Genomic DNA, 19,227 nt, shown 5'->3' with positions numbered 1-19,227 from the left:
CTCGGGGGACAGGAGGATGACAGATAACATTCATGGATACAGGATGACGGAATTCCGCAGATCCTGCCGAAGGCATAATATGATGAGGAAATTTCTCAGGCCGGTTATCTTTGGATGCGGCCTGATTGGATTGGTGGCCTGGATTTTATTTTCCCAGCTGTCCACAGCGGGTGCTGAACAGATGCAGCCGGACCTGGAAGGAACCGGGACCGTTGATAATCCATATGCGGTAGAACGGCTGGAGATTATATCGAACCGGGAATCAACCCAGAGTGAACGCCAGACGGAACACCAGACGGAGTTTGAATACCTGGGGGATTGGGAGGTGGCGGCCTACAGTTCGGATGAAAGTGACATGACGTATTCCGGGGGAGTTCCGGTGGAACACCATACAGCGGCAGGCATACTGTCTGTCTTTAAAATAGGGGACACGGTACTGATTGACGGAGATACCTATGTGATTGAGGATAAGGTGGATGAAGACGCCAAAGAAAAACTGCGGATATATTTTGACAGCTATGAGGAAGCAAAGCGGTTCGGCCGGAAGAAATGCGCCATATACAGACATTCCGAGTTGCCTGAGGAGAGTCCCTATTATCTGGGAGAGTTTCAGGTTACAGGATACTGCAGCTGTACAATATGCTGCGGGGAAAAGGAGGAAAGGCTGACGAAATCGGAAACCGTGCCCAGGGCATCCCATACCGTTGCCGCAGACCCGTCTGTGATACCGCTTGGTACGAGGATTGTAATTGATGATGTGGTTTACACAGTGGAGGATACTGGAAAAGCGGTAGAGGGAATGCGGCTGGACATCTTTTTTGATTCCCATGAAGAGGCGGTACGATACGGAAGAAAAGAAAAGTATGTGTATTTAGAGGGGTAAAGCAACCCATAACAAAGGGTTTAAAATAAATATATATTTCAAATAAGGATTGGAAGGACAGTAGGATGATGAAAAAGAGAATAACGCTCATTGCCAGCACTCTGGTCGTTACAGCTTTTGCACTGACTAAGCTTCATCCAGTGACCGCCTATGCGGTTGAGGGATGGATGAGCGAAGATGGGGAGTGGAGCTATTTAGATGAAAACGATGAGCCGCTGCAAAATACGTGGAGACAGTCAAGAGATTCCTGGTTCTATCTGGGCGACCAGGGGCTTATGCTGAGGAATTGTTTTATTGACCAGGGGAACAGCCTTTATTATGTGTTTGATGATGGAGCGCGGGCTGAAAATATGTGGGTTCTGGTGGAGGAGGGGGATGAGAAGGGCCATGAGGCCGGATGGTATTATTTTGGCGCTAACGGTAAGGCATACCGAGATACCACATCTTCTTTTAAACGGAGTGTGGATGGCAGGAGCTACATATTTGATGAAAGCGGCCGCATGCTGACCGGATGGTTTGATGAAGATGGGAGGCCGTTGGATGAGGATGAAAACCCGTTGGAGGAAGGCGTGTACTATGCGGATAAAGACGGTGCCTTAAAGACTGAGAGCTGGTTGGATTATTCGCAGCTGGAGTTAAGTGGACTGGAGGATTTGAACAGTGATATCAGCGGCAGGGATTACGATGAATATGACCAGGTGTGGCTGTATTTTAACAACCGTTCCAAAAAGGTGAAAAGCAATGGAGACCGGCTGATACAAAAAAATATAAACGGCAGCACATACGGCTTTGATGAGTATGGAATCATGCTTCCCTGGTGGACCAAGGTGGCAAGTGTCAGCAATGCGGATAAAAGCAATCCCACCAGCGATGTGCCCGCCAAATTCTTTGCGGGGTATGACGGCGGAAGCCTTCTGAGGGACTCATGGCTTTGGATGTATCCATCGGACAATCTGATACAGGATGACTATGATGATGGGGAGTACAGTTGGTGGCGCACGGACCAAAATGGAAAGATTTTTCAGAATAAGATAAAAAATGTGAATGGCCGGTATTATGCATTTGACGGACTTGGCAGGATGCAGACGGGGTTTGTGCTCTTTGATACCCGTAGCACATTCGTAGCCCAGTATGATATGGATGCATGGTCGTCGGAGGATTTCATAGAAGGGAATATATATGGTATAGAGAAGGCGGACCTCTACTTCTTTTCGCCGGACGAACTGAATGACGGTTCCATGCAGACCGGCAGTGAATTGAAGGTGGAACTGGATGATGGAGTGCATACCTTTGGTTTTAAAAGTGATGGTGTCGCCTATGGGAACAGAAACCGTCTCAAACGGGTAAAAGATTCCTATTATATAAACGGACTCCGGCTGGAGGCGGATGAGGAATATGGGTACGGCGTGGTCCGGGACAGTGAAGATACCTACCGGGTGGTCGATACCAACGGAAAGACCGTCACCGGCAATAAGAAGGTTGTGAAGGATAAAGACGGCGGATGGCTGGTTATCATTAACGGCCGGTTCGCGGCCAGGGTGGACGATGAGTTTAAGCCGAGATGGTATAAGGGAGAAGAGGGGACCGGATTCTACCATTATGATTCTGACAACAGAGAAAATAAATATGCTGGAGGTCTGATCGCCGGCAGCAATACGGAACCTTTACTGGACGGACTGCCGGAGGAAGAATGTCTGAACTTTTAATGTGAGGAGACAATGTGAGCAATGAGTAAAGAATTATATCATATATGGAAACGTATTGTTTCCCTGATTTTAACGGTGTGTCTGACTGCGGGATTATGGTCGTCACAGATGGCTGTGGTCGCATATGCCTCCACAGAGCTGCCCGATGAAAACCTTGGAAATGGAGCCAGCGAGGGAACGGCCTACGCATGGATTACACCGAGAAACGGAACCGGGGAAAATCCCACCAACAGCACATACCGTTTCGATTTGTGCGGATTACAGGCCGGACAGACGGGATACAGCCAAAGCGGAATTAAGACTACATATAGCTGGCAGGGGTATGCCACCTACATTCAGGTGGAAAACGGTACCAAGTATAAGGCCAATGGAAGTGCCAACGGCGCGGTGGAAGATATAAGCAGTATGGGCATTGAATTTAAAATCGCCCTGTCACCAAGCCCGGATAACAAATATATATTTGTGGATTATTATGTGTATGACAAGACCGGACGGGGAGGAACCGAAGGCAGGTCCGTGAAACTGGGAACAGGTACGGATGTCATGATAGGCGGCAGCCAGGAAGACGACTATGCCACGGTCTATAAGAACAACCGCGGTTTCCACATGGTGAACCAGCATGTGAAAACTACCTTTGACTGTATTACCAATGACAGTAGCCTTGGCGTTACGCCTCCGACCACTAGATGGATTGGACGCTACAGCAATTGGGGAAGCAATGTGTTCAATGAAGACGGAGGGGATTCCTTAAGCGGACAAGACTCCGGTATGGCGTATTCCTGGCATTTCCAGCTCCATCCGTATGAAATCGTACATAAGCGTGTCGCCTTTGCAATCAGGGATACATCGTACTATGTATCGGAATCCGGAGTGGATTCAACGGCCGCTGATGGCACGTACAGCAGCCCTTTTAAAACCATAGAATATGCTTTGGAGAAGATAGGGAATAAAAAGGGATATATCTATATCATGGATTACCCGGACATCACATCCCCTATCGAGGTGTCAGGTTCAGGCAGGGATATTACCATAGCAAGCACGGATTATGACAGAAACGGCAATCCCACCAATGAGAATTCAGATTATATTAAGACACTAAAACGAGCCGGTTCTTTTAACGAGCCTATTTTTAAGGTATCGGGAGCAACTCTGAAGCTGACGGATCTTGTCCTGGATGGAAATGGCAGTGTGAGCAGTGAACCGCTGGTATCTGCCGGATCCGGCAGAGTGGAAATAAACAGTGGGGCGGACCTTCGTAATTGCCACGGAGACAACACAAGCAAGGGAAGTGCCGTCAATATAACAGGCAGTGCGGCTCTTTCCATGAACTACGGAACGATATCCGGAAATGTCTCGGAAGGCAAGGGTGCTGTTTACTTTGACAGCACAGGAAGATTCAACGTACTGAATGATGTGATGATAGAGAGTAATACAACCCCCTCAGGCGCTAAGGCCAATGTGTATCTGGCAGAGGGGAGGACCATCACGGTAACAGGTGACCTGAACACCTCAAGGATTGGTGTTACAACGGCCAGGCAGCCTGACGCGTCGCCGGGGGGAATATCCACGCTGGCCGGCCAGGAGATAAAAATTGCCGTTCCTTTGTCGGGAAGCGGTGTGGATACAGCTCCAAGTCCCTTTGCGGACAATTTCTTTGCGGATCAGGCAAAAACGGACGGTACAGGGGTATATGTGACGGTGGGCACTAAGAATCTGACAGGCGCCGGCACGGGAAATGACAGAAACGCCGTAATCAAACGAAACGGCCTTCAGATCAGCTTTACTGTTAGGGACGCTGATACGGGCGGTTCAATCCCCGGAGTCACCCCTATTCCCACCGTCTCAAAAGCTTCCGGAGAATCGGTGGATCTTGCGCCGGGACCGGCCATTACAGGATACGAGCTGGCCGGTGTGGTCATAGAGCAGGGGACGCCTCCCACACTTACGGCTAACCTGACACCCGGGGCGGACTTTGGCCGGGTTACCGGAACCATGCCGAACCAGGATGTGGCAGTCAACTATGAATACCGCAAAATCGGATCACAGATTATATTCAACAGCAACGGAGGAACACCGGAACCGGAGACACTGGTGGGAACAGCAGGCAATCCGGTCACTTCACTGCTTCCCACTACAACACGGTATGGTTACATATTCAAGGGATGGAGTGCGGTAAATGACTGGGAGCACCCCCAGTTCATAAGCAGCCTGCCGCCGGTGTACCCGGAGACACCTGTAACCTACTATGCCATATTTGAGGCGGACCCAAGTATAAAGTTTAACTATACGGTAGAGCACTCTAATGCATCGGGCGATATTATGTTCGCTTCCAACACTCTGGAAGGCGCCTACAGTGTGGAGCAGCCGCTTCTGGAAGAGAAAAGGGCGGTCAGGGGGTATTCCTGGAGCCAGGAGGATTCCAGCACCACTCCGTCTGAATACAATTTCAGCGGCACATCTGTTCCCATCGGCCAGTTTAACGGTACGGGTACATTCAGCGGAAAGATGCCGGGACAGGATGCGACCATACGGTACGGTTACAAAGTACGGTATGGGGATACAAGCGCCAGATCCCTATTTGAGGTACTGCATCAGACCAATAACGGTACCACGGTATCCACTGCGCAGTCTGAACTGTATTATCCGGAGAATGAGATCAGTGCACAGCCGGCGCAGGTTTACGGCTACCAGTGTACCGGCTACCGGTTTGACCTGGGAGAAGAGGCGGGTGAATTGGCGGACGGACTGGTGAATGGTGTGAGAGGAGAGTTTGATGACAGCTTTACGTTTAACGGTATCATGCCCAACCAGCCGGTGCGTCTTGTCTACCTGTATGAATCAACCATCGAGGGATATGGGATAACTGTTAAATATGAGGATAACGGAACGGCTGACAGCAGCTTAAAAGATATCATCCCTCCTGAAGTATCAGGCCCTTTCGAGGCGGACAGCAGTGTGGAGGGCGACTATCTGGAGCAGTATGGTTACAGCCTGGAATCCCATACGGTCCGGCCTGCCGGTACACAGATACAGTTTGATGACAGCGGATGGGCGGGAATCATGCCCAACGATGACGCCACAATTACGTATAGGCATGACAGGATTCCATCTAAGTGGGCGGATATTACTTATAAGCCTGGCGTTAACGGAACCCTGCAGGGCGGAAGCGGAGTATCCCAGGATGTGCAGGCCCTGTCGGGCGGAAGGTTCAAGGCCAGCGTGCTGTTGGACGATGGCGTATCCCCGGGGCATGAGAACTCCTATACCCTGGAAACCATCAAGGAAAAACGGCTTATGCCGGTACCGCAGCCGGAGAATAATTATTACCGCTTTGGCGGATGGTTTGTTGATACAGACGGGGACGGGGTCCTGAACAATGGGGAGACACTCCTGCCTCAGGATTACCGGTTTACGGCAGCGGCAGTCATAACCGCCCATTTTGAGGAAAATCCGGATGCCTGGATTCATATTAATTTTGAGGCGGGCAGCCACGGTTCTATCAATGCAGGGCAGCCTCTTACCCTGCGCACTACATTCGATAAGAAGTGGGGAGACATTGAGGCAAGCCTTCCGGAGTACACGCCGGAGGTGAACTACCTGGTGGATGACTGGTATGTACAGGGAGAGCTTGTGGATGATGATACGGACCTGGTGAACGGCCAGACTTATACCATCCAGTTCTATCCGGATCCAGCTATCTTCGGCACGGAGGTAGCGGAGCCCGAACCGGCGGCAGGACTTAACGGCCAGGGAAAGGGCCGCATTACGGTATTCGGAACCACACAGGGTTATAAATATATACTTACGGACCTGGACGGAAAGGTACTGGCAGTGAACAAGGGCAACATCCTCACCAGCCGCACTGTATTTGACAACCTGTATCCCGGCATGCGCTATGTGGTATATGAGGCCACCGGACAGACCGGGGTGGGGACCGGAGACATGATAGGGGATGTGCAGGGTACCCTCAGTGACGGTGCAGAGGTACTGACGCCGGTGGTGGATACCAATTATAAGATTCTCTATGACGAGGAAGACGAGGGCAAGACAGAGTTGATTATACGGCCCGCGGACACGGCCTCCGACTACGCGGTATTAGACAGCGACGGACATGTGGTGGCGACGCCCCAAACCGGCGCGGGCGGATGGCAGAGTGTGTCCGGAAACCCGGGAAGCGTAAGCTTTGGCGGACTGGATTACAACAGGGAGTATACGGTGGTGGCCCGGCCAAAAGGCCAGAATACCATCACGGCGGAGAGCTGCGAGGAAAATGGAAGTATTATCACTACGGACCCGGGAGGGGATCTGGAACTTCCGAACTACATCATCCAGACAATTTACGGTGAGGTGGTGAGCGCAGGTGATATAGAAGTGGGCGCGGACCGTTACGAGGAGGCCCACAAAGGCGATTGGGTGAAAATCAAAGCGGAACCAACCAATGACGAGGGCCGCCCTTTCTTACACTGGAAGTTCACCATCGGAGCGGTGGATGGAATGGATACCAAGATTAACTCCAGGGAAGCCAGCTTTGCCATGCCGGACACCAACTTGGTGCTGACAGCGGTATATGAACGGGCGGCAACCCCCAGCAACGCTGTTGTGGTGGATGAAGTCCGGGGCGGCAGCCGTGAGGAGCTGGCCCTGGATCCGGACGAGGTACCGGTTCTGGAGGACGAACTGACCACGGACGCGGACCGGGAGCTGATGGACGTGAACCATGCGGACGTGACCTATAAGGTGGTTTACAGAAAGAACAATGTACGCGCTTCCGAATCCAATGCCATCAAGATGGGAGGCGACTACGATACGGACCATGAAGCAGCCTATAAGGCGGCCTGGGGACTGGACGTATCCATTGAGAGATATGTGAACGGCAGGAAAGTCAACCGTGCAAGTGCGTCGGAGGCATCTTTTAACACCTATGTACAGCTGGGGAAGCGCGATGTGGACATGATGGATTACCAGCTGTATGAAATCGAAGAGGACGATGACACGGGAATAGCGGTAAGCCTTGTACCCATGGACTACGAGCCGGAAGAGACAGGCGGCCTGTTCACGTTCACGGCCACAGAGGGAAGCAGGTATGTGATGGTGTATAACCGTGCTTACCGGCTGTATTTCCTGAACAATACGGCTCCGGATATCTACCGGTACTGGTTCAAGGTGCGCAAAGAAGAATCCCCTCTTGATTCCTATTATGAGACCGAGTATGCGGGGATTGAGGAACAGCTCGACTATTTTATCAGCCCGGCAGGGGCAGAGTACAGCTACGTGGGCTGGAGCTACCGCCAGGACCGTTACAGGGAGTTTGAACCGGACCGCAGCATAACCCGCAAGACATATATATATGCGTACTATGACGATAATGAAAAAGAGGTGGACAACACCCGCAGGGAGCTGGAAGAGGCTATCCGTGAGGCCATCGGCATAAGCGATGACCATTTCCTGAAGCTTGGTGAGAGTAAGAAGCTGAAGGAATACATTGAAGCGGCATTAGAAGTACTGGACCGCGAGGAACCCAAGGCTACCATTGACCAGCTGGAGGAGGCGCTTTTTGAACTGAAGGACAAGACAGAACCATACAAGGAACTGTTAGACAACCGTTATGACCACTATGACGACCAGCAGAAAGGCGGCAACAAAGGCGGAAGCAAGGGCGGCGGCGGAGGCGGAGGCGGAAGCAAACAGGCGCCTTTTGCCGGAACTGCGCCGGAGAGTTACCTCATAGGAACCAACGGTAACTGGGTGGAAAGCACGGGTCCGTCCGGGGAGAGACAGCTGAGTTTTGTTCTCAACGGAGGCACAAGCCTGAGCGGCATGTGGGCCAGGCTGAAATACCCGGAAGGAAGCCGATCAGGAGACAGCGGCTGGTATTACTTTGACGATAAGGGAATCATGCAGAGCGGCTGGATCTGTGATAAGGCAGGAAAATGGTATTACTGCAATACAGAGAAGGAATCTCCTTATGGAAAGATGGTTACAGGCTGGAGACTGGATACAAGAGACGGCAACTGGTATTATCTGGATCCGTTGAACGGCGTGATGGCCCAGGGGTGGAGGAAGATAGACGGAAAATGGTATTATTTCTCCCCGGTGGGGGCAGGCGTATATGCCTATGACCCCGCAAAACAGCAATGGATCTATGGGGGAGGTACAGGACGCCCCTTAGGTTCTATGTATAAAAACGAAATAACACCGGACGGATACCAGACAGACGCCGACGGTGCATGGATTCAGTAGGAGGAACCGGATGAGAAAGAGATATAATATAAAATCAAAGCTGGCAGGGATGCTGGCGGCAGCCATGGTATTTTCCATGGCTGCCCCGGGATATCCGGCGTATGCGGTTAATTTTGGGGATCCGGTTAAGCTTAAATTTGATCCCCAAAACGGTCCGGGAGTCCAGCTTTCCAGTTATAGCAGCGTGGCATCCGGCGGGGCTATGGAGGGAAATCTGTTTGTGGCAGATGGACAGGCTGGGAGTCCTCTGACCAGTTCTGCCAACTTTGCCGGACTGCCCACAGATGACTTCGGTTCCGGGGCAAGGCCGAAGGTCCCGGATTTTAATGGTATTACATGGGACGGCTATACATTTGACGGCTGGTATGGAACCAGCGGCAATCGGGTGGAGACACTCCCTTATGCTTTCCCGTATGATTCCGTAACAACCTACAACGCGGTGTGGAAGGGAAATGAAACCACCCCATATACGTTCAGGGTAGAACATTACAGGGATTTTAACACAGCCAGAGATGAGGCGGATGACAGCAGCGGGTGGCCGGGGGATTATGATGATCCTGATTTAAGAAAATTCTTTGAATCAACCTGGGAAAGCACCCAGATGGCCAATAATCCCATCTCCGCAACATACAGAAGGGATATTCCGGGATATCGGTTTAAGTCCGTGCTTCTAAAGAATAATAAAGTCCGCAAATACGGCGAAGCAAGCGGACATGGCACCATGACAGAGGGAGGGGCAAGCATCAACGCTTCCACCAATGCGGTAAGGGGAAGTATGCCCAATGATTATCTGACAGCGGCTTACCGTTATGAACCTGATCCGACAAAAAAATTCCTGATTACTGTACGGTACGTGGATATGGAGGGCAATCAGATTAAAGCCCCGGAGAGCAGAACCCTTCCGGTGGAATCTGATTATGTTATTGAGCCGGCTGCCATTAATTCTTATCTGATTGCATCAGCGGAACTGACGGACGGCGGAATTACGGATCTGGAGGGGACGGGTGTTATATCCGCTGAGGATGCAGGGGTGAGTCTCAATACTTCCAACTATCATTTTACGGGTAAGATGCCGAACCAGGCCATAACATTTACCTATCAATATGAACTGGATCCCAGCTTTGTAACCACACTTCGGGTGAAACGCATGGATAACCACGGCAATATACTGCGTGAAGAGGAGACGCGGGCCGTGCAGCCGGGAGTACCGGTGGAAGTTGATGTGGATAAAATGTCAGGTTATGTTTATCCTCCTAATATAGTATGGGAAGACAGTCTGTCAGACGTATCCCTGGACCAGGAGACTAAGAAACTGAACCTGACCCCAAATCTTCAGGGTGGAACTGTAACTATCACCTACACCGAAGAGCTGACGGATGAGACATATTGGGCAAAAGTAGAATTCTACAATGGACAGAATGGCTCCTTTAATGGAAATACAGCCCCTAAGTTTGTTAAAAAGTCAGAAAACAATACCCTGGCCCAGGTAACGGAAGGGCTCATGCCAACTCCTTCACCTCACTACAGTTTTGACGGCTGGTACAAGGCTACATCCAACGGAAGTAATAAAACAGGACAAAAGTTGGCAGATGACACTGCAATTAATGCCTCCATTAAACTGTTCGCGAATTTTGAGGAAACAGAAGGAGAATGGTTTGATCTGAAATTTGTCTCCGGTCCCCACGGTACCATTGAGGGGAGCAGGACAAGCCATGTGGAAATAGGGACATCCTGGTCATCCCTGGCACTTCCCAGCACCCTGCCTGATAATTTCTATATGTTTGGCGGCTGGTTTGACGAGAATGGAAACCGGATGCAGAATGCACAGACAATCAATGCAGACCAGACCTATACTGCAAGGTTTATCCCTATTGGAATCAGTGATGACAACATATTGGCAATGCCGGATGCCCGGGGGACCGTAGACAACGATGGAAGCGGGAAAGTGAGCGTATCCGGCGCCAATGAAAACCGCAGATACGCATTGACTGATATGGATTACAGGGTGGTTGGAACCAAACTGGGAAGCCAGTTAAAAAACACTGGGTTTACCGGATTAAATCCATGTACAAGCTACTATGTCTATGAGCTTAACCAGAGCGCTAACCCGGATATAGGCGTAATCCTTCCGGAACATCTGGACCCGGATACCTTCGGCCCGCCTTCACGTGTGACAGTGCCCGCTCTCGGCACCAACTATGATGTGGAAGATGATGGGGCTGGTATGAAGCAGGTGGTGGTTGAGCCTGCAAATCCGGAAACCCTGTATGCAATCCTTAACATGGAGGGCGATGTAATAGATGTACCCGGGGCCGATGAGGACGAATGGGTCATGTCTTCCGGCGCATCACCTCGTGCGGTACTTGGAGGACTGGAGTCAAACCAGCTGTATGTGGTGGTTGCAAAACAGCCGGGAGAGGACACGGCCGCTGCCGATAAGATTCTTTTAGGTACGCAGGTTGCGGTTATAGGAAATACGCAGGAACAGCAGGATTATACCATAGCCCTGACAAACGGCGGTTTTATCACTAAAATCATGCGTGACGGAGCCATAATTGACTTTGATGATGATAAAACAGCAGTGGTAAAGGCCGGGGATGTAATTTCATTGGATGCTGAAACCACCAACAGCCAGGGGCAGGGGTTCCGGCAGTGGAGCGCGCTGATTGGCAAGCTGACACTGGCCGATAAGACCAGGAGAAACCCTGCTATCACCATGCCGGAAGGGAATCTGGTGCTTCAGGCGAACTATTATGCTGCGGCGGCAGCAACACCCGGCAATGCTTCTATTGATTATACCCCTAAGACAGGGGCTGTGGCCCTTGACCTGTCAGATGACAGGATGGAGGATTTAATTGATGAACTGACTAATAACAGCAGTGACCAGGATGCTATGACAGCAGGGGTTGACGTACTTTACACAGTCAAGTTCACCCAGCGCGCGCCCAAGGCATCGGAGTCCGAAGCGGTAAAATCTGAAGTCGGCAATGATTCGGTAAAGGTACCCTGGACATTATCGTCTGTACTGGCAAGACAGGTGGGCGGCAGCAATAAGGAGATTCCGTCCGATGTGAATAAAGAACCGGATATCAGGGTGTACGCTGTCCTTGACCGCAGTATGCACGGCTATACGGATTACCATCTGTGGAACTTGGAGGATTTGGATGGGGAATATACATGTACAGAGGTGCCTATGGAGCCGGCTCCGGATGATATGGATTCCGGTTTTACAGGAGTTGTCTCCTTTGATGCAAACGTGGAAAGCACCTATGTACTGACCTACCTGAAAGCCCATGAGGTAAAAATCATTGACGATAAACGTTCCATGGAACATATAATTAAGGTCAGGTCCGACACAGCCCTGGAGGACGCGGAAGGATTCATGGATCTGGATATATTTGAGGACTATACGGATCCGATTACCGGAATTGTATGGGAGTATAAGGGGCTGGGAAAGACTGCCTCTTCGGGTAACGGTTATGACACAGGCGAGCCGGTTACAAAGAACCTGACCCTGCATGTACTCTACCAGACGGAAGATGATGCGCAGTGGCAGGAAGCAAGACAGAAGCTATTAGACCAGATTTCCATTGCCCAGGTATTGAAGAACAATCAGTCGGTAAGTGAAGAGGACAGGGAGGAGTTAAGCGAAGCAATTGACATTGCCCTGGAGGTTGCCAACAGAATCTACCGCCCGACTGTTGATGAGCTTTTGGAAGCCTATGACACTTTAAAAGCCCTTGTGGACTCCATTACTTCCGGCGGCAACAATCCAGATGACCCGGACAATCCCAACCAACCAGGCGGCGGGGGTTCCGGCGGGGGTTCCGGCGGGGGTTCCGGCGGGGGTTCCGGTGGGGGTTCCGGCGGCGGCTCACGGGGGGGTTCCGGCGGGGGCAGAAGTCTTGGACCGGGAAATACCTTTAACGATTACAGAACATACACCATTGGTACGGAAGGGCGATGGGAAAGCATTGACACGGATGGCAGACAATGGTCATTTATACTGAGGAGCGGAAGAATCATCAAAGACCAATGGATAAACATCAAGTACAAGGATGCCCGGCAGACCTGTACCTATCATTTTAACGCAGCCGGTATCATGGATTACGGATGGTACATGGACGCGGGCGGACACTGGTATTATCTTAAAGAGGACCAGGGGGCTGACTTTGGACGTTTAGTCATGGGCTGGTACTATGACGCAAAGGATATGAAGTGGTACTATCTGAATCAGTTTACCGGAGGTATGGCAACAGGATGGCAGAAGCTGGGCGAGTACTGGTATTTCTTCAGTACCGGAAGCCAGAGCGGAAAGCCGATGGGTACATTATATGTAAATGAAATAACCCCTGATGGATATATGGTGGATGAAAACGGCAGATGGATGAGGGAGACACCGTAAAAACGGCGAATAAAGTTCCAAAACAATGTCTGCGGTTGTACTGCAAAGGAGTGGACCATGCTGAGTGAGGAAAGGAACCTTCAGATTGAAATGGCAGGTACGGACAGGGCGTGTATGATGCTTGTGTGTATAAACGGTCATGAAAATAATATGCCATATGGTATCATTGTAAATTATCATCTGCCTTGTCCTGTAAGCTTTAGAGGAATCCACGGGCTGATACTGGCCCTTGATGAGGTGTGTGAAATGGTGGGTGCCCCTATGGCAACAACAGAACCGCGGTTCCTGCAAAAAGAAAGGGAGCAGCAGTACAGGGCGCTGAGGGGGAAACGGCAAAAAAGTTCCGGGAAAGTTCTGGAAAAAGAGGAAGTGGCAGGGAACCTGTACCCATATGTAACAGCTGCGAAGGAGGTCATTCTGATCCATGTGTTGTTCCGGCAGAATTCCTCTATGCAGGGGAGGCTCCGGTGCAATTATACAGGGACGCATTATATTGCTTTTCGCAGTGCGCTGGAGCTGATGAGAATGTTGGAGGAGGCAAATACCTATATGTGCCAAAAACGGATAAATAAGGATTTAAAGATGTAAAAAAGAAGGAGTAACGGAGGCAGCCATGGTATCAGTCATGGCTGCTTCTGGAATTACCTGAAAGGGGGGAGTCATGGATAGTGGGAAGAAAACCAGTATTGCAAATATTAAAAGTTTTTATTCAAAATGGCGAGGGATGAATTCCGGACTGGCAGGTATTTTTGCGATCATTATAATAGGGGTGTTTCCTCTTGCGTTCAGGGACTATTACTTTGATATACTGAATTTTAAAACATTTTTTTATTACAAAGTAGTGATTATCTTTGCAGTTGTATTTCTGATGGTAAATGTAATTTTTTTAATTTTGTCAATCTATCTGGGCTGTGACAGGAGTACGGGCAGGAGAAGGAAAATCTGTGCCTCTGACTGGTCCATGCTGGATTTTATACTGATAGCCGGTATATCCACTCTGCAATCCGCAACTCCCGCAGCAGCATTGTTGGGAAATGATGGAAGGTATTCTGGTCTTCTGATATGGATTGCTTATGCTTTTATGTATTTTGCCGTAAGAAGGAGTCTGCGTTTAAGACAATGGTATCTGGACCTGTTTCTCGGAGCCGGCATGGGGGCGTGTATCATAGGAATCCTCCAATACTTCGATATAGATCCTATTGGATTTAAGAATCTTATGGACCCTGGACAATACTATATGTTTATGTCAACCATTGGCAACATTAATACATATACATCCTATGCAGCCATGCTGGCCGGAGCGTCTGTCCTGTTGTTCTTTACAGAGGAGGTCCGGATAAGGAAAACATGGTATCTTTTCTGCATGTCGATTTCATTCGCTGCCCTTATTACCGGGATGAGTGATAATGCCTACCTTGCAATCTTTGCTCTGATTGGGCTTTTACCGCTGTATGCATTCAAAAACCTGAGGGGGGTCAGAACCTACATTTTTATACTGGCAGTGTTAAGTTCGGAATTCTGGAGCTTGCACAGGATGACAAAGCCGCAATCAGGAGCTGCCGGTCAAATGGGAGGATTGTACCGTATCATAACCGGTTCACATTACCTGATTCTTCTGGTGGCAGTCCTGTGGGCCTTGTACTTCATACTGTGTTGGATGATGAAAATGATTCCGGACACCCATCCCCTTATGCGGGATGGAAACAAGGGGAGGTGGGCCTGGCTGGCATTCCTGTCCGTGGGAATTATCCTGACCGGCTTTGCCCTTTATGATGTGAATGTCTGTGGAAATGCAGGGAACTACGGCGGATTGGCACAGTACCTGACGATCAATGACGACTGGGGAACGCATCGCTGGTACATATGGAGAATCGGTATGGAAAGTTATGGGAAGTTTCCCTTTAAACAGAAAATATTTGGTGCAGGACCGGATACATATGGGGCGGTTGTCATGGAAAACCATTATGATGAAATGGTAATGCGCTATGGGGAATTTTTTGACAGCGCTCATAATGAATATCTTCAATATCTGGTGACGGTTGGTTTGGCCGGACTTGTGGCCTATCTGGCATTACTGGTTACATCCATCCGGAAAATGATTCGTTTATCCGGAAAACGGCCCTATGTAATGGCAATTGCCTTTGCCGTAATCTGTTATGCTGCCCAGGCAGCAGTCAACATCAGCGTTCCTATCGTGACACCTGTCATGCTGATGCTGCTGGCAATGGGAGTATCCGGGGAGGATGAGGCCGATAAAGAAATTTCGTAAATCAGCAAACTTTTAAAACCAACATAGAAGTGCCACACGCCGGGGTACTGAGGGGCTCATAGCCAGAGGCCGGAAAGAATGAATTACGCCAGTCCAGGAGTGGGAAAAGATATTGCTGTTTCTGATGGGATAAACATTTCCGGAGATTTCATTACAACCAAAGGGATATTGGAGATGTGCGTTTCAACACACACCAATATTTAGTACAGAACCTCTATTTTTATAGTATATAAAAGTTAATGTTTTGGAACCATGACAAAAAGCTAACTATAATCGTTTATACTAGATAGAATTCTTTCCATATTTAGTGATAGACTTACTATCAGTCTCCTGTATCCCATATTTGGCTAGCCGTTCAGATACAAATTGAACTGCCAGGTTTGATGCCTCTTCCAATATTGCAGCAAATCCCTCTGCATCGGAACTTTTTAGATAATTAAGCATAGATTGATGATATGGTCGGTAAATATCATTGATAACTTCCTGTGTTCCCATCATACCTCTAAGCGGGACTCCCCAAAATAATTGCTTGTATAATTCTGAGTAGAATGTTCTGATTGTCTGATAAGGTGCGGACTGGCTCATGAATTTCAAAGAAAACGGTACTATAAGCGCCAATTTGTCTAATTGTTCGAATAAAATGAGCTGTTCCATCCATATCGTCAGACTTGATTCATCCATGGAGGAAATCGTAAATGATGCAACATCTCGGCAGGACAATGCAAAGAGTTGCAAGCTTTGCTTACAGTCTAATAAGCGTTTCCTTACAATTGGATTCGCTAAATTACAGTTGTCTGCAATCTGATCCATCGAAAGAACCTGCGTGCCGACTCCATTGATAGTCTTTACAATACCGAGATTATTTAATAATGAGAGGGTTTGGCGGATTGTACTGACAGAGACATGTTTTTCTTTTGCGAGTTTTTTTTGGGAAGGTAAAAAACTTCCTACAGGGTAATATTCACGGGCAATTGAAGTTAAAATATCCATTCCCACAGAATAACAAATCTGCGATGCTCTTTTGTAACAACTCCAAGTAAATGTGATTTGGTTTTTTGAGGGAGGAACAGAAATTCTGGTTTTATAAAAACTGCTTATATTGGACTGGTGTTTCTCAAGGACATTTTTGGAAATGACCTGAAGTGCCGTCCAATTTTCCTCCCGGCGGAATTTTATTATATCTGGTATGGCACAGATGTCTCTGTCTACATATTTTTCATAATCAGTCAGACTCAAAAAAGGTAATGTATAAAAGGTATTCAACCAAAGGAAAAAATTCATTAATAGGTCATTATTCAGCGTTCTATATAGGGTCTGTATATAAAACAACACCCAAAAGGCAGGTTTAGTCTGTAAGGCATCAAGTTCAATCTTATCTAATTCTTCCAGTGGAATACTTTTCCATGTTGATACCTGAATACCTCTTAGCAGCAGCGGGATTGAACGGCATATATCGAGCAGAGAGTCAGCTCGTTCTGCAAAATAAGTCTGAATATTCTGTTCTACTTCTTTATCATCGTATTGAACTGTAACTACAGAACCAATACGTTTTGAAAGGGTAATATACCCATCTGTCTGCAATCGGCGATAAGCAAGCCGTATGGTATCTACAGATACAACCAGTATGTCCGCCATCTCTTCTATGGGCGGTAGATGTTCCTCAAAGCGATAAGTTCCAAATTCAATCTGGGTTTTAATTATGCTGTAAATGAGTTGATTTAATTCTAGTTGTTCTTTCAAAAGGATACCTCCTGGTAGACGAAATTTAAAAACTCATTACTTAAATCAGTATAACATTGAAAAAAAGAAATTTCTACTCATTTTGCAGTCGGTATCTATAAGCTGGTTGCTGTTTTTTGTATTTTATGCTATTCTTATAAATATGTATATAAACAAGGTGCAATACGTCAAGGTTACCGTGCTTGCTATATATCAATATAACTATCCATAATTATTATTGGCTATAGGGAGAATATAATGTTGAAAAATTTGAAAATCAGAACCAGGCTTTTATTGTCATATGTAGTTATCATATTTCTTTGCCTGTGTGCAAGTATTGTGGCCCTGATTATGCTTAATCACATCGGCGATAATTTAACCATTTTCTATGACAACAACTATACTGTGACAGTCAATGTAGCCACAGCCCGAAGGAAAATACAAGAGGCAAGAGGTGATATATTAAGGGCTATTGTGGAATCAGATCAGGAAATCTCAAAAGAGTTGATTGAGAATGCTGACAATAGCCTTATAATGATGCGTGAAACGTTTCCTATCATACGTCAAGTCTTTCGGGGTGATAAATCACTGATAGATGAAGTGGAATCAATTCAAAAAGAAGCGATTGTTTATCGCAACCAGGTGTTTGACGCAATACTGGCTAATAAGAAAGATAAAGCGTTCGACATAATGAAGAATGGTTATGTACCGCATTTGAATCAAATGGCGGATAAATTGCAGGCGATAGCCGATATTGCAGGAGAAAATGCAAAGAAAATGGTACAGGATGGTCAAAAAGCTCAGGAAATGTCTATCACCCTTGTAACAGTCATTATTATCCTAAGTTTTATATTGGCGGGAACAATTGGACTATATATATCGAACACCGTCCGTAAGCCTATAAAGGAAATAGAAATGGCAATCCAAAAGTTAGCTAGAGGAGAACTGGAAACAGCACAAGTCAAATATATATCAAAGGATGAGGTGGGTGACTTATCCAATAATATACGCTACTTAATTGGTATACAAAAGAAAATAATTTTTGATATCGCCCATATAATGGGAGATTTGTCAAAAGGGGACTTCACAACCTGTTCCAATGCCTTAGAAGCTTATATGGGAAATTATGAAGGGATTCTAATCTCAATGCGAAATCTCCGTAATAATTTAAGTGATATGCTTCAACTTATTAACCAGGCTGCGTTTCAGGTGGCAGCAGGAGGAGAACAGATTTCTGCCAGCTCGCAGACTCTGGCACAGGGGGCAGCAGAACAGGCATGTTCTGTCGAGGAATTGGCAAACTCTATTTCTGTAATATCAGAGCAGGTACAGGAGACGGCATCGAATGTGGAAAAGGCCCGCGAGCAGACGATGCAGGCAGGCGGATCTGTTAACGATTGCATGCATCAGATGCAGGAAATGGTTAATGCAATGAAAGATATCAGCCATAAGTCGTCCGAAATCAAAAAAATAATAAAAGTGATTGAAGATATTGCTTTTCAAACTAACATATTGGCACTTAATGCTTCGGTGGAAGCTGCACGTGCTGGTGCTGTTGGAAAAGGATTTTCTGTAGTGGCATCTGAAGTGCGGAATCTTGCTGAGCAGTCAGCAAGGGCCTCGAAAAATACTGCAGTCCTGATAGAAGGTTCCCTTCAGGCGGTAGAAACAGGGCGTAAAATCGCTGACAAAACTGCCCAATCCCTTGAACAAGTAGCCCAAAATACGCAGACAGTATCTTGCACGGTGGATGACATTGCCGATGCCGCCAGTCGACAGGCTTCCTCTCTGACCCAGGTAACACAGGGTATTAGACAGATTTCCTATGTGGTACAGACTAATACTGCAACTTCTGAGGAAAGTGCTGGTGCTAGCGAAGAACTAGCCAGGCAGGCTCAGTCATTAAAAAATTTAGTTGATGGTTTTAAACTGGAAAATAGCGAAGCGCGTTTGGTATCGAAATCCTGTAAGACTTAACTGGCAGGTATCAGCGTGCACTAATGTT

Annotated in this window: 8 protein-coding genes; 7 read left to right on the top strand and 1 reads right to left on the bottom strand. The window is 47.9% G+C overall.

Going from position 1 to position 19,227, the window contains the following annotated elements; genetic code table 11:
- The first annotated feature begins 16 nt into the window (after window positions 1-16).
- The 6 genes from CGC65_RS19260 (at window position 17) to CGC65_RS19235 (ending at window position 15,503) form a co-directional block, all read left to right on the top strand.
- Window positions 17-883, top strand: a complete 867-nt coding sequence (locus CGC65_RS19260; protein ID WP_002565024.1) for a 3D domain-containing protein — start codon at window positions 17-19, stop codon at window positions 881-883.
- A 68-nt stretch (window positions 884-951) separates the two neighbouring features.
- The gene (locus CGC65_RS19255; protein ID WP_002572699.1) at window positions 952-2,589 is read left to right on the top strand and encodes a PspC-like choline-binding domain-containing protein; all 1,638 of its coding nucleotides are present in this window, start codon (window positions 952-954) and stop codon (window positions 2,587-2,589) included.
- Window positions 2,590-2,610: 21 nt separating this feature from the next.
- Window positions 2,611-8,829, top strand: a complete 6,219-nt coding sequence (locus tag CGC65_RS19250) for an InlB B-repeat-containing protein (RefSeq protein ID WP_002565022.1) — start codon at window positions 2,611-2,613, stop codon at window positions 8,827-8,829.
- A 10-nt stretch (window positions 8,830-8,839) separates the two neighbouring features.
- Complete coding sequence (locus CGC65_RS19245) at window positions 8,840-13,234, top strand: N-acetylmuramoyl-L-alanine amidase family protein (protein ID WP_002565021.1); 4,395 nt, start codon at window positions 8,840-8,842, stop codon at window positions 13,232-13,234.
- A gap of 57 nt (window positions 13,235-13,291) precedes the next feature.
- A complete protein-coding gene (locus CGC65_RS19240) occupies window positions 13,292-13,822 on the top strand; it encodes a hypothetical protein (protein ID WP_002565020.1) in 531 nt (176 codons plus the stop codon).
- A gap of 73 nt (window positions 13,823-13,895) precedes the next feature.
- A complete protein-coding gene (locus CGC65_RS19235; RefSeq protein WP_002565019.1) occupies window positions 13,896-15,503 on the top strand; it encodes an O-antigen ligase family protein in 1,608 nt (535 codons plus the stop codon).
- A gap of 282 nt (window positions 15,504-15,785) precedes the next feature.
- On the opposite strand, the gene CGC65_RS19230 is transcribed toward CGC65_RS19235, so the two are convergent.
- Window positions 15,786-17,243 (bottom strand): GntR family transcriptional regulator, encoded by a 1,458-nt coding sequence (locus tag CGC65_RS19230; RefSeq protein WP_002565018.1) that lies wholly within the window; start codon window positions 17,241-17,243, stop codon window positions 15,786-15,788.
- A 237-nt stretch (window positions 17,244-17,480) separates the two neighbouring features.
- Here CGC65_RS19230 and CGC65_RS19225 point away from each other — a divergent pair, with 237 nt between their 5' ends.
- A complete protein-coding gene (locus CGC65_RS19225; protein WP_002565017.1) occupies window positions 17,481-19,199 on the top strand; it encodes a methyl-accepting chemotaxis protein in 1,719 nt (572 codons plus the stop codon).
- Window positions 19,200-19,227: the final 28 nt, after the last annotated feature.

This window comes from Enterocloster bolteae, assembly GCF_002234575.2.
Taxonomy (GTDB): domain Bacteria; phylum Bacillota; class Clostridia; order Lachnospirales; family Lachnospiraceae; genus Enterocloster; species Enterocloster bolteae.
This window is presented reverse-complemented; position numbering and strand designations above follow the sequence as displayed.